The 12,564-nt window shown below is 63.1% G+C and carries 11 protein-coding genes; all 11 read right to left on the reverse strand.

The genetic code is table 11. The features are described 5' to 3' along the window. Nucleotides 1-2: 2 nt before the first annotated feature. Nucleotides 3-545 (reverse strand): toxin-antitoxin system YwqK family antitoxin, encoded by a 543-nt coding sequence (locus BW992_RS18315; protein ID WP_076406872.1) that lies wholly within the window; start codon nt 543-545, stop codon nt 3-5. Between the two features lie 11 nt (nt 546-556). Next, nucleotides 557-2,566: a type VI secretion system tip protein TssI/VgrG gene (tssI, locus tag BW992_RS18320; protein WP_076406873.1), complete on the reverse strand. Its 2,010-nt coding sequence runs from the start codon at nt 2,564-2,566 to the stop codon at nt 557-559. Between the two features lie 32 nt (nt 2,567-2,598). Continuing rightward, nucleotides 2,599-3,180, reverse strand: coding sequence for a hypothetical protein (locus BW992_RS18325; protein ID WP_072396261.1), 582 nt, complete (start codon nt 3,178-3,180; stop codon nt 2,599-2,601). Between the two features lie 71 nt (nt 3,181-3,251). Next, complete coding sequence (locus BW992_RS18330; protein ID WP_143007960.1) at nt 3,252-3,893, reverse strand: hypothetical protein; 642 nt, start codon at nt 3,891-3,893, stop codon at nt 3,252-3,254. 45 nt (nt 3,894-3,938) lie between these two features. After that, the gene (gene tssH, locus BW992_RS18335; RefSeq protein WP_076406874.1) at nt 3,939-6,482 is read right to left on the reverse strand and encodes a type VI secretion system ATPase TssH; all 2,544 of its coding nucleotides are present in this window, start codon (nt 6,480-6,482) and stop codon (nt 3,939-3,941) included. Between the two features lies 1 nt (nt 6,483). Next, the gene (tssG, locus tag BW992_RS18340; RefSeq protein WP_076406875.1) at nt 6,484-7,509 is read right to left on the reverse strand and encodes a type VI secretion system baseplate subunit TssG; all 1,026 of its coding nucleotides are present in this window, start codon (nt 7,507-7,509) and stop codon (nt 6,484-6,486) included. Next, nucleotides 7,473-9,263 (reverse strand): type VI secretion system baseplate subunit TssF, encoded by a 1,791-nt coding sequence (tssF, locus tag BW992_RS18345; protein ID WP_076406876.1) that lies wholly within the window; start codon nt 9,261-9,263, stop codon nt 7,473-7,475. The genes tssG and tssF overlap by 37 nt, the downstream gene beginning before the upstream one ends. Further along, a complete protein-coding gene (tssE, locus tag BW992_RS18350) occupies nt 9,247-9,690 on the reverse strand; it encodes a type VI secretion system baseplate subunit TssE (protein ID WP_072459004.1) in 444 nt (147 codons plus the stop codon). The genes tssF and tssE overlap by 17 nt, the downstream gene beginning before the upstream one ends. A 12-nt stretch (nt 9,691-9,702) precedes the next feature. Then, a complete protein-coding gene (locus BW992_RS18355) occupies nt 9,703-10,200 on the reverse strand; it encodes an Hcp family type VI secretion system effector (protein WP_072431474.1) in 498 nt (165 codons plus the stop codon). Between the two features lie 125 nt (nt 10,201-10,325). Continuing rightward, nucleotides 10,326-11,807 (reverse strand): type VI secretion system contractile sheath large subunit, encoded by a 1,482-nt coding sequence (gene tssC / locus BW992_RS18360; protein WP_072396328.1) that lies wholly within the window; start codon nt 11,805-11,807, stop codon nt 10,326-10,328. A gap of 30 nt (nt 11,808-11,837) precedes the next feature. Beyond that, on the reverse strand, nt 11,838-12,404 hold the full coding sequence (gene tssB, locus BW992_RS18365; RefSeq protein ID WP_072396330.1) for a type VI secretion system contractile sheath small subunit: 567 nt from the start codon (nt 12,402-12,404) through the stop codon (nt 11,838-11,840). Nucleotides 12,405-12,564 lie beyond the last annotated feature (160 nt).

The raw sequence follows: 12,564 nt of genomic DNA on the forward strand, positions 1-12,564 counted from the left end.
CGTCACGCCTGGGCCGGATCGTTCCAGCGCCTGAACCACCAGCGCAGCCGGGAGATCGGCTTGCCGTCGGCATCCAGCGGCCGGCCATCCTCGGCATAGGCTTGCGCCGGCTCCAACAGTTGGCCATTAAGGTAGCGGGCCTCGACTGCCGGATTGCCATTGGGGTGCATTCGCCGATAATGACCGTCACGCACCCCGTCGCGATAGAACTCGGCTTCGGCCAGTTGCCCATCGGGAAAGTAATTGTTCGCTTCGCCGTGCAGCAACCCGCGACGGTAGCTGGCCTGGCGCTGCAACCCGCCTTCGGCGGCGTAGAAGCTCGCCACGCCTTGCAACCTGCCATTCACGAAGGGCAGCACCGCCGACACCTTGCCATTGGGGTGATACAGCGTGCTGCTGCCTTGCAGTTCACCCTGGCTGTAGTTGAGCCTGGCCTGCGGACGTTGGGCTTCTTCGATCTTGAGCATGCCGTCGAGGCGGCCATCGACCAGTTGCCCCTGCAGTTGGCTGTCGTCTCGCTCCAGGTCCAGTTTTTTCGAAGCCATCGACACTCCTGTCAGTTGACCTTCACCAGGCCACCCTTGATCGTCAGCATGCCACCGCCATCCACGGTCTGTTCGGCCGCCGCCTTGTTCACCAGGCTGATGCCGGCATCGTTGGTCAGGGTGGTGCCGGCCTTGTTTTCCAGCGACGTACCAGCCTGATTGCTCAAGGCCGTGCCGGCCTTCTGGCTGATGGAGGTGCTGGCCTGGGCGGCCAGGTCGGCGCCGCTCTTGATGGCGAAACTGCCGCCGCTTTGCAGGGTCAGGGTGCCGCTGACCTTGATGGTCAGGTTACCGTCCACCGTCAGGTCGTAGTTGCCGCTGACCTTGTGCGCGTAGTTGCCCCCGGTGCTGTGGTTCTGGTCCGAGCCCACGGTCACGGTGCGGGTGTCCTTCACATCCAGGCTGTCGCTGCCGGTCTGGATGGTCACGCTGCGCTTGCCTTTCTCCAGGGTGACGGTCTCGTCGCCATCCTTGACAGTGCGGGTACGGGCGTTCTGTACCGTGAGGGTTTCGTCATGGCCGACGGTGGCGGTGGTGTCGTTGAGCACGTTGATGTTGAAGTCTTTCTGGGCCTGGAGAAATACCTCTTCGGCGTCCTTCTTGTCTTCGAAACGCAGCTCGTTGAAACCGCCGCCGCCCTTGGAGGAATTGGTCTTGATTCCGGACTGGGTCTGGTTCGCCGGCAATGCGTAGGGCAGGGCGTTGTCGCCGTTGTAGACGCAGCCGGTCACCAGCGGACGGTCCGGGTCGCCGTCGATGAAGGTCACGATCACTTCCTGGCCGATGCGCGGCACGAACTGCATGCCGAACCCCTTGCCGCTCCAGGGCAGCACGACGCGCACCCAGCAGGACGAGGTTTCGTCGTTCTTGCCGGTGCGGTCCCAGGGGAATTGCAACTTGATCCGCCCGTATTCGTCGGTCCAGATTTCCTCGCCGGCCTTGCCCACCACCAGCGCCGTCTGGGTATGCATGCGCGGTTTTGGCGTGATGCGGGCCGGCCGATACGCCGTGGCCTTGGGAATCGCTTCGAAGCGGTTGCGATAGCTGTCGTGGCTGCCTTCGTGGCTGACCGAGGTCACGACCCAGTCGATGTTCAATGTCGAGTCATCATGGCCGGCGAGGGTGAACCAATACCCCGGTACCAGCCAACGGCAATCGCTTTCACCGACAAAACGCTTCTCCTGGCTGCGCAGGCCGTCCACCCGCTGCTTGGTCAGGGCATCGCCCTGGGCCTTGGCGGTATAGCCGCCCGGATGTTCATACATCGAGTTCGGCCCAGCCACGGCTTCGGCCTGGCTGAAGAGCGACGTTGTCGGCGTGGTGAACTCGTAATCGGTCGCCTGGTAAACCCCGGCCACTGCCTGCAGGCACACTTGCCCCGAGCGAATGCCATGCAGTTCCCGAGCGCCCATTTTCTGCCCGAGATAGTTCACCGTTGGTCCATTGGGAATCGGCGCGAAGGCGTCGTTGCTGTCGGCCAGTACCAGGGTGTGCTTGCTGTCCTCGTGGCTGAAGAACCAGAAGATCCCGTCTTCCTCCATCAAGCGTGAAACGAAGGCCAGATCGGTTTCGCCGTATTGCACGCAGTACTCACGCGGGGTGTAGTTGCCGGTGAGCTTGAGCTGGAAGTCGGTGAAACCATGGGCCTTGAAAATCGTGGTGACGATGTCCGAGGTAGCCAGGTTCTGGAACACGCGGTTGTTGCTGGCCAGGCCCAGCCACCAGAGCCATGGGCGCAGCAGGAGTTGATAACGCTCTGCGGTGGCGTCGGCAGGGAGCTGGCGGATCTCGGCGACCAGCCAATCCATCGGGCGCAACAGCGCGTCCTTGTGCAGGGTGGTGGTGACGTGGCTGGCGACCGCGCTGGCGAGTGTCAGCGGGGCGCCATCGACGACGCCATTGAGGATATGCAAGCCCAGGGCATTGAGGCTTTCTTCGCCGGACAGTGATTCAGGGTACAGCGCCGAGAGCGAGGCGGCGGTGAGGGATAGGGTCGTGTTGCTGTCGGTGGAGCGGGCCATTGGACATCCTCAGGTAAAAGTCGAGGTCACACTTACCATTTGAATGTTCCACCTTTTGAATGGATCGCTGCCTGATTGTCACTGACCCATCCTCCCATCTCGTTATCGTTTCCATAGGTGTAGCTGTACATCAATACCGAGTTTTCAACATAGGGCGACAATTGCGGACCACAGAGTGGGCAGGGACTGAGTTCGATATAAATGCGGGTAACGAAATTACTGTAATCACCGTCGGGAAGCGTGACGCTATTTATTGCTTGGACCAACGCGCTGATCTCCGCGTGTCCTCGTAATGTCGTGACAACTTTTTTGGTTGTTGTAGTGTAGTTTCCAAGCAAATCCAGTTTTAACGCGCTGTCGCCGAACTTGTACATCAACAGGCCTCGAGCGGCATCGAAATGTTCGATTAGCGCGAAGCAGGTTCCATGAGATGCTCCCGAACCAGCCAAAGCCCGGCGATTGGAGGAGGATTCGTGACAGATACTGGCCAAGTCGGGAATGGTGCCGCCATTAGTAGCCTGATTGGCTGCCAGCCATGAGGCATATAAAGGGTTTGCCCCAGTCATCGCAATATTGCCGCCAGAGTAGCGACCCACTTTATGCACTTCCGTCATGTAAATCTCCTTTTCGAACAGCCCATTCAGAGATGCGAGGCCAAGCGCGCCCCATGCCAACGACGCATGACTCAAAGATTCTTCGTGTTGTACATGACACTTGAATGCCAACCGGTGACGCCGAAGGATAGGCTGTACGCCCACGGCGTAAGCCAGCTCCAGGGTCGTCCGCTCCAGCCTGACAGACCTCCCGCATTCAAGATGTCGTCGACGATGGTGTGGCAGTTGTAGGCGTCGTTATAACGATTTCCATCAAATTCTTTATACGTCAGTGTCTTTGACGAAAGAGCCGTGATCCTATTGGTCATTTTTTCGATATTGCTTTTGCTGACTTTTTTTGTGAAGAACCACAAATCCAGCGTTTTTGATTCGCTTAAATCTGTCGTCAATACACCTTCAGGGTCCAGTTCGCCCTCCATCACAATTCCGACTGAGTAAAATTGCGTTTTAGGCCCAGAGGTATGCCAAAGTATCAAGCCCGCATGGCCCGGATAGTACTTTCCACCGGATATCGGATTGAGGCGCGAAACCAGATCAATCATCACTGTTGTCCTCCAGCCATCGTCGGAAGCCAAAGTGATGAGTTTTTCCGTCGTGACTGACTTCCCGCTGGTCACCAGTTTTTTTACTTCGTTATGAACGGTATTGTCTGTCCAGCGCGGCTCCAGCTTTTTTGCCTGACCCGATGAACCACCAGAAAGGAATTTACCCACGATCTGCTCCAATCGCTTCTGTTTAATATTTTTTGGTGTACAGCATCACTCCAGCACCCACTCCGCCAGCTTCCCCGTCACCTGTGTCATCAATACATTCTCGACATCCCGTGCCCCGGCCGCGCTGCACTTGGCGAGTACGGCCTTGACGATCCCCGCGTCGAACTCGAACTGCTTGCCGGTCGCGGCCTTGTAGCGCCCGCGCAATTTCTCCAGCTTCGCCAGCACAATCCCCTCCAGCGTCGCCTCATCCAGCGGCCGGTACGCCACCACCGTCATGCGCGCCAGGAATGCCGGGCGAAACGCTTGCAGCAGGACTTTGTGCAGGGCTTCGTTGAAGGCATCGGTGCCCAGTTGCGCGGCGGGCGTATCCAGCAGCAGTTCGGCGCCGACGTTGCTGGTGGCGAGCATCACGGTGTTCTTGAAATCCACCACCAGCCCGGTGCCGTCTTCCATCAAGCCTTTGTCGAAGACGTTGTAGAAGGCTTCGAGCACATCGGGGTGGGCTTTTTCGATTTCATCCAGCAACACCACGGAATAGGGTTTGCGTCGCACCGCTTCGGTGAGCACGCCGCCGCTGCCGTATCCGACATAGCCGGGCGGGGCGCCCTTGAGCTGGCTGACGGTGTGGGCTTCCTGGTATTCCGAGAGGTTGATGCTGATCAGGTTGCGTTCGCCGCCATACAAGGCATCGGCCAGGGCGTAGGCGGTTTCGGTCTTGCCCACGCCGGTGGGGCCGACGAGCAGGAACACGCCGACTGGTTTTTGCGGGTCGGTGAGGCCGGCGCGGTAGGCTTGCAGGCGTTGGGCGATGGTATCGAGCGCGGCGCCCTGGCCCATCACCCGCAGCCCCATGCGCTGGCCGAGGGTGCGCACGGCATGGGCTTCGTCGGCGAGCATCTTGCCCACCGGGATGCCGGTCCAGCCGGCGATCACGGCGGCGACGGTCTTGCTGTCCACTTGCTCCGGCACCAGGGGATCGTCCTGGCGGATAGCATCGAGACCGGCCTCCAGGCGCAGCAGTTCGGCGGCCAGGTGGTCGATGCGATTGTCGACTTCGATGTCGGGCTTTTCGCTGTCGGCGCGTTCGCTCAAGGCCAGCAGTTCGCGGCGGGTGTCGAGCAGTTCACGCACCGCTTCGCGCTCTTCGCCCCAACGGGTCTCCAGCTCGCGGATGGCCTGCACGTTGCTGGCGGATTCATCTTCCAGCAGGGTGATGCGTTCGCGGTGATCCAGGCCGGTGGCCTGTTCCCGGCGCAGGCGTTCGAGCTCGTCCTTGAGGCTGTTTTGGCGGTGGCGCAGGCTTTCCAGGGGCGGCGGCACGTCGTGTTGGCCGAGGGCGACCCGGGCGCAGGCGGTGTCGAGCACGCTGATGGCCTTGTCCGGTAGTTGACGGCCGGAGATGTAGCGGTGCGACAGCTTCACCGCTTCATGAATGGCGGCATCGAGCACTTGCACGCCATGGTGCTGTTCCAGCTTGGCGGCCACGCCACGGAGCATTTCCACGGCGGTCACTTCGTCCGGCTCCTCGACTTGCACCAGCTGGAAGCGACGGGCCAGGGCCGGGTCTTTCTCGAAATATTTCTTGTATTCCAGCCAGGTGGTGGCGGCCAGGGTGCGCAGTTCGCCCCGGGCCAGGGCTGGTTTGAGCAGGTTGGCGGCGTCGCTGCCGCCCTCTGCGCCGCCAGCGCCGATCAGGGTGTGGGCTTCGTCGATGAACAGGATGATGGGTTTTTCCGCGCTGCGGACCGCGTCGATCACCCCCTTGAGGCGCTGCTCGAACTCACCCTTGACGCCGGCGCCGGCCTGCAGCAGACCGAGGTCGAGGACCCGCAGCGTGACCTCCTGCAAGGATGGCGGCACATCCCCCGCAGCGATGCGCAAGGCCAGGCCCTCCACCACGGCGGTCTTGCCCACGCCCGGCGCGCCCACCAGGATCGGGTTGTTCTGCCGACGTCGCAGCAGAATGTCGATGCACTGGCGAATCTCGCCGTCGCGCCCGACGATGGGGTCGATGCGTCCATCGCGGGCGTCGGCAGTCAGGTCCTGGGTGTACTGGTCCAGTACAGGGTCCTGTTTGCGGGACGCCTCACCGGGTTTGGCCGGGCGTGCGCCGCCGGTATGCTCCCGGGAGTTCTCGGTCCATTCCAGCCAGTGCGTACGCAAGGCTTCCTTGGGAATGCGCAGCAACGACGAGGCGCTGTTGAGCAGCAGGCTGCGGCGCTCGTCGCGGTCCAGCAGGGCCAGCAGCAACAGCCCGGAGCGGATGCCGTCCAGGCCCAACACGCTGGCCTGGACCACGGCGTCCTCCAGCAGCCCGATGGTTTGCGCCGACAGGGCAGGAGTGCGGGTGCTGCCGGATTTGAACAGGTCCAGGGCCTTGTTGATTTCCGCCGCCACCGCATCGCGCTCCAGGCCGAAGCGCGGCAACAGGCAAGCGAAATCGCCCCCTTCGATGTCGAGCAGTTCCAGAAGCAGGTGTTCGATTTCCACGTAATGATGGCTGCGCTGCAGACAGCGTTGCGCGGCCCGTTCCAGGGCGCGACGGTTGTCCGGGTTGAGGCGTCCGATCAGGCTGGCCAGTTCCATTTCAGGCGATCTCCGGCTGGCGAAGGCGGGTTTCGATCCGTTGTACGGTCAGGCTGGGCCTGCGTTGCAGGCCGCCATTCCAGCTCAGGCGTGGCGGTACCTGATGGCCCAGTTGCAGTGGGCTGGCGCCACGGACCAGCAACACCAGCGTGCAGTCCAGGTCGGGACCGAAATACAGGGCATAGAGGCTGGCGAGCAGCGGATGGGTTTCGCCGTCGGGCAGCAAGCCGTTGGCCTGGGTCGTGCTCAGCGGTCCGAGGGTCAGGCGCACGCCGGCATGTTCATCCCAGACCCGCGTACCGGCCACTGCGCTGCGTCCCAGGCACAGGTTGCGGCCACCTGCTTGCAGGCGGCTGCGACTGGCGGCCGGGATTAGCCGCCAGCCACCTTCATACGCGCTCAGTTCCACCGGCAACCCCAACTGCTCGCGGACGATCGCCGCGAAGCCGGCCAGGGAGCGTCGGCCATCGGCGTACAGGGCTGTGCAGGCCAGCACGGCAGAGTCGGGCGCAGCCTGGCGTTCCTGCAGGGCCTTGGGCAGCAGGCCGGTCAGTGCCCGCAGTTGTGCCTGGACGGCGGACGCCCCCGGGGCGGTGAAGCCCAGGGCGATGCGGTGCTTGCGCATGACCTTGTAGAGCAGGCTGAGCAAGCGATGCTGGAACAGGTCGAGAAATTGCGCTGGTGCGTGATCCCGGGCACGCGCCCGTTGTTGCAGCCATTCCTGATAGGCATAGGGTAATGGACCGTCGGGACCGCCGAGACCGAAGATCGGCGTGCTCAGCACTGGCGCCTGGCCGGATTCCTGGCTCAGGCTTTCGACCTCACTGGCGGCGAACAGTGGCGTCAATGGGCCGCGCAGGCGCAGGGCTTCGGCGTGGGGCGCGGTGCCGCTGCCCAGGGATTCGGCCTGGGGGTGCTCGCGCTCGAGCAACAGCAATGCCTGGAGCCATTCGAAGCGCTGCGGATCGCGCCGCAGTCGCTGGCTGAGGTTCAGAGACTCAGGGGTTTGCCGGCCTGGGGTTGCCATGTCTTCACCTCCCTGTCGGACTGGACCAAGACCGTGCGCACGAAGCGGTTGGCGGTGGCATAGAGTGAGAAGAACTGCGCCAGTACGCCGGAAAACAGTACGGCGCTGCTGCCGACGAAATGCTGCGGATCCAGTTGCAGGCGTACCTCCAGGCCGTTGCGCCAGCCACGCCAGGCATCTTCGCCCACATGGGCGATCACCCGCTCGCAGGCCAGCCCCAGCACGCCTTCGATCTGGCGCCGGGCGCTGGCTTCGTCCCGCAGGTTGTGCAGTTCGAGAATCTCGCGCAGCGCATCCAGCGCCTGGGGACCTTCCACCAGTGAAAGATGATTGAGGGTCAGTTGGGACACCAGCCGCCAGCGCGACTCACCGTCCAGGCGCGGCAGGCTCTGGGGGCTGGGCGGGTTGCGCAGGCGGGCCCAGGCCACCGGGCCGGGACGCTCGAAACCCAGCGGCGTGCCGGCCGGCAGGCTCTGGGCCAGGTGCCGGTTGGTGCACAGCAATTCGGCAGTCAGGCTGTAGTCCCGGGGATCGCTCAGGGGATCGAGCTGGGTGTCCACCAGGCTGACCATCAGGTCGGTGCCCAGCCGGTTCGGGCTCATGCCACTGACCCGACGCGCATGCCAGTAACAGGTCTGGTCGTTGCCGTGCTGGCTGCCGTAATAGGCCGGCACCCTGCGCACGCCCTGGCTGGAACTGGCCCGCATGGCGCGGATGCTGTGGATCTCGACGCTGTTTTCGCGATGACTGTCGGCCACCAGCCGGTATTCGCTGCGGGTGCCGTCCGGGCGCAATGGTTCGCTGGTCCTGGGAAACAGGTTGATCACCGGCGCGCAGCCCAGGGCGATGTCGCTGGCCTGGAGCGGCAGGCGACTGACGGGGGCGCGGTCGAAAACGATATAGAGATACAGGGACGGTTGGTCGCTGGTGGCGCCCGCCAATGGCAGGTCGAAGAAGCCGAACTTGTCGGGGAAGGCGAAATATTCGGCCAGCAATCGCATGCCCGGGTGCACACCGTCCTCGTCCGGCAGCAGGGCTTCGTCGCTGGCGAAACCGACGATCCGGGGCAAGCCCGCCAGCGGTTCCGGCACGCTGCCCGGAGCGCCGGCCAGGACCTTGACCGCATGGGCGCCGAGCAGGTCGTACAGCCAGGCGTTGATCATCGGTGAAGCCGCCAGGTGCACCCGCAGTTCATCGATCCCCAGCGTCGCCCATGAGCGTTCCCCCAGGCACCGCAGCTCCAGGCGCAAGGCCGAGCGTGCCTGTACCACACCGGTCAGCGCCTGGGCCTCATCGCTGCCCAGCAGCACGGCTTCGCAGATTTGCAGCGGCCACAGGTGCACTGCGGCGGTGGTACGCAAGTGAATGCTCTGGCCTTTGTCCGTGGTCACGAACAGGGGCGTATCCCGGGGCAGGGGATAGCCATCGTCGAGGTTGCCTTTGCTCGGGTCGGGCTCGAACTGCACGATCGCGCAGGACGGCAGCGGGCGCATGGCCAGGGGGTACAACTGTTCGAGCAAGGCATCGCTGAACTCGGCATAGTCGTCATCCAGCCTGCGTTGCAACCGTGCAGCGAGCAATGCGAAACCTTCCAGCAGCCGTTCGACGTGGGGGTCCGGGCATTCACCGGGAGACAGCTCCAGGCGCCGGGCAACCTTGGGGTAGCGTTCGGCGAACAGGCTGCCGGCATGTCGCAGCCAGGTCAGTTCACGCTGGTAATAGTCCAGCAGTTGCGGGTCAATCGAGTCGCTCATGTCGTACCTCAAGGCCGTCGCCGGCGTGCTCGATGACAAAGGCTACGGGCCAGGAGCGCGAGTCGCCGCGCAGTTCCCCCAGCAGCCGGATGCTCAATTGCTGCGGATGGCCGGGTACGGGGATGACCTGGACCTCGCCCAGTTGCAGGCGAGGCTCGAAGCAGGTGATGGCCTGGCGGATTTCCCGGGTCAACAGGCGACGGTCATCGCTGCGCTGCTGCTGCAACGCGGTCCAGTCGGCGATGCCGTAGTCCAGGATGCTCGGCGGTTCGGTCAGGGCCCGGGGGCCGCGGCGGGTGTTGAACAGACGGTGCAGTTCGGCGTGGACCGAGTCTTGCAACGCCTGGCGGTCGAACACCCGGCCATGTTCCTCCGGCAGGTCGGCCAGGCGTTCGAACAACGGCGGGCGAAATCCCTGGCCAGCCATGGCGCGGCTCCGTCACTTGCTCATCTTGTTGGCGGCCAGGTCCCAGGTGGTGCCCGCCGTGCCTTCCTTGGTGCCGTCGTCTTTCTGGGCGGTGAGCTCCCATTTGATCTTGGTGAAGTTCAGCGACAGGGTCTCCACTGGCTTGCCGCCCGTGCCGCCGCTGACACTGACGTTGGACAGTACGACGTTGGACAGGGTGTAGACGATGAAGGGCATGAGCTGGCCGCTGCCTTCGGCGGCGTTGCGGCCAATGGTGATGACGGCTTGCGGGATCGGTTTGCCGGCGCAGCAATACTCGTTGAGCGAGGGGGTGGAGCTGTCGATGAACTTGGTCAGGGTGAATTCCCCGACATGGGGTCTGCCGGAGGTCCGCTCCGAGTTGCTGACGTCGTTGGTGACTTGCATCGCCACGTTGTGGCTGTAGGACATGACTTCGATCTTGTCCGTGAAACCCTCCAGCAGGCTGTCGCCCTTGATGTCGCCGCCGAGGTCGAGAATGATCGCATCCATTGTGTTGAACTCCTGAAAAAGACAAAGGGGTGGTGGTGCCCGATACCGTTAGAACGACCGCCGAAGCTGTGGCGAGGGGATAAATCCCCTCGCCACAAAAGCTCGCTCGCCACAGGATTCCCGGGTCAGGCAGCGACCGGCGGCGGCAGGGTCGCGACCAGGCGGATCGAGGCGGTCAGCTCCTCGAGCTGGAAGTGCGGCCGCAGGAACACCGTGGCCTTGTAGGCCCCGGGCTTGCCGGCCACCTCGGTCACGTCCACCCGTGCTTCGCGCAGGGGGTACTGCGCCTTGATCTCTTGCGGCGCGTTGTCGTTGATCAGCACATAGTCGGCGATCCAGTTGTTGAGGTAGGTCTGCACGTTGTCGCGGGTCATGAAGCTGCCGACCTTGTCGCGCATGATGACCTTCAGGTAATGGGCAAAACGCGAGGCCGCGAGGACGTACGGCAACATCGCCGAGATCCGTGCGTTGGCGTTGGCTTCGTTGGTGTTGTAGACCTTGGCCTTGTTGGTGGTCTGGCCACCGAAGAACACCGCGATGTCGCTGTTTTTCTTGTGGCACAGGGCAATGAAACCGAGGTCGTTGAGCTCTTTCTCGCGGCGGTCGGTAATCGCCACTTCGGTCGGGCACTTGAGGGAAAGGTCCCCGGAACTGGTGCGGAAGGTATGGGCCGGCAGGCCTTCGACCGCGCCACCGCCCTCGGCGCCGCGAATCGCCGCGCACCAGCCGTACTTGGCGAAGGCTTCGGTGATGCGTTGCGACAGCGCCCAGGCGGCATTGCCCCACAGGTATTTGCTGTGGTCGGTGCCGTTGACGTCCTCGACGTAGTTGATGCCTTCCACCGGCAGGGTGTCCGGGCCGTAGGGCAGGCGCAGCAGGAAGTGCGGCAGCACCAGGGACACGTAGCGCGAGTCTTCGCTTTCACGGAAGGCGCGCCATTTGATCAGTTCCTGGCTCTCGAAGATCTTCGACAGGTCCCTGGGTACCGCCAGTTCGGTGAAGCTGCTCATGTCGAACAGGCGCGGGCTGGCCGCGGCAATGAACGGTGCGTGCGCCGCGGCGGCGACGTTCGACAGTTTTTCCAGCAGGCCGATGTCCTGCGGGTGCCGGCCAAAGGTGTAGTCGCCCACCAGCAGGCTGAACGGGTGCCCGCCGAAGGTACCGTATTCTTCCTCGTAGATTTTCTTGAACAGGGCGCTCTGGTCGAATTCGACGGCTTTTTCCAGGTCGTTCTGCAGCTCTTTCTGGGTCACGTTGAGCAGGCGCAACTTGAGGCGGGTGCTGGTCTCGGTGTTCTGCACCAGCATGTGCAGGCCACGCCAGGATGCCTCGAGTTTCTGAAGTTCCGGGTGGTGCAGCACTTCGTTGAGCTGGGCGCTGATCAGCTGGTCGATCTGGCTGATGCGGTCGTTGATCATGGCCACGGTGTCCTTGTCGATGGCCATGCCTTCGTCGAGGACCTGGGTGGCGAATTCGGCCAGCATGTCGCGGGCGTAGTCCTGCTGGCTGTCATCGTGGGCCATGCGGCCTTCGGCGATGATCTTGTCCAGCAGCGACAGGGTCTGGGTCGTGCTCTCGCTGGTTTGAGCGCTGGATGAAGCGGGCATGGCGTTATCTCCCTTGAGTGATGGGCACGATCAGGCCTTGGGTTCGTCGGCCGGGGCCGGGTCATCGTTGGCGGCCACGGTGGGCAGCTCCTGCGGTGCTGCGTCCTGGGGCCGGGCCGACTTGATCTCTTGCAGGCCCTCGGTGTTGGCGATGACGTCGCGCAGCAGCTTGTCCAGGTCATCGTTGCCATCGAGCTTGGTCAGCAGGTCGCGCAGGCGCTGGCGGGCTTCGAACAGCCGGCGCAGAGGCGTGATCTGCTCCACGACCTTGACCGGGTCGAAATCGTCGATGTGGCGGAACTTGAGTTCGATGTTCAGCTTGCTGTCGTCGCCGCTCAGGGTGTTGTTCACCTGGAGCGTGGCGCGGGGGCCGATGGAGGCGAGCACCTCGTTGAAGTTGTCGCGATCGATTTCGGTGAAGCGCCGTTCGTTGAGCTTGGGCAGCGGCTCCAGCGGCTTGCCCGAAAGGTCGGCCAGGATGCCGACGACCAGTGGCAACTCTTTCTTTTCGATGGCATTGCCGATTTCCACGTCATAGGTGATCTGGACGCGGGGAGGGCGGACTCTGTCGAGCTTGTGCTGGGTACTTTCTGCCATGGCGGCCGACTCCGATGCATGAGTGGAAGCAATGCATCGGGAGGCCCGCTCATCGCATTCCCTTGCTGATCCACAGGTTGCAAATGGAGGGCAGTAGACCTGTCATTCCCTTGACGAACCTGGCGCATTCGACCGTGCTGGCCGAACTATCCAAGACGCT

It is taken from the genome of Pseudomonas sp. 7SR1 (assembly GCF_900156465.1).
In the GTDB taxonomy this organism is placed as follows: Bacteria; Pseudomonadota; Gammaproteobacteria; order Pseudomonadales; family Pseudomonadaceae; genus Aquipseudomonas.

Excerpts from the sequence above, each read along its gene's own strand:
- BW992_RS18315 (WP_076406872.1), bottom strand. The coding sequence starts at position 545 with ATGGCTTCGAAAAAACTGGACCTGGAGCGAGACGACAGCCAACTGCAG.
- tssI (WP_076406873.1), bottom strand. The coding sequence starts at position 2,566 with ATGGCCCGCTCCACCGACAGCAACACGACCCTATCCCTCACCGCCGCC.
- BW992_RS18325 (WP_072396261.1), bottom strand. The coding sequence starts at position 3,180 with ATGACGGAAGTGCATAAAGTGGGTCGCTACTCTGGCGGCAATATTGCG.
- tssH (WP_076406874.1), bottom strand. The coding sequence starts at position 6,482 with ATGGAACTGGCCAGCCTGATCGGACGCCTCAACCCGGACAACCGTCGC.
- tssG (WP_076406875.1), bottom strand. The coding sequence starts at position 7,509 with ATGGCAACCCCAGGCCGGCAAACCCCTGAGTCTCTGAACCTCAGCCAG.
- tssF (WP_076406876.1), bottom strand. The coding sequence starts at position 9,263 with ATGAGCGACTCGATTGACCCGCAACTGCTGGACTATTACCAGCGTGAA.
- tssE (WP_072459004.1), bottom strand. The coding sequence starts at position 9,690 with ATGGCTGGCCAGGGATTTCGCCCGCCGTTGTTCGAACGCCTGGCCGAC.
- BW992_RS18355 (WP_072431474.1), bottom strand. The coding sequence starts at position 10,200 with ATGGATGCGATCATTCTCGACCTCGGCGGCGACATCAAGGGCGACAGC.
- tssC (WP_072396328.1), bottom strand. The coding sequence starts at position 11,807 with ATGCCCGCTTCATCCAGCGCTCAAACCAGCGAGAGCACGACCCAGACC.
- tssB (WP_072396330.1), bottom strand. The coding sequence starts at position 12,404 with ATGGCAGAAAGTACCCAGCACAAGCTCGACAGAGTCCGCCCTCCCCGC.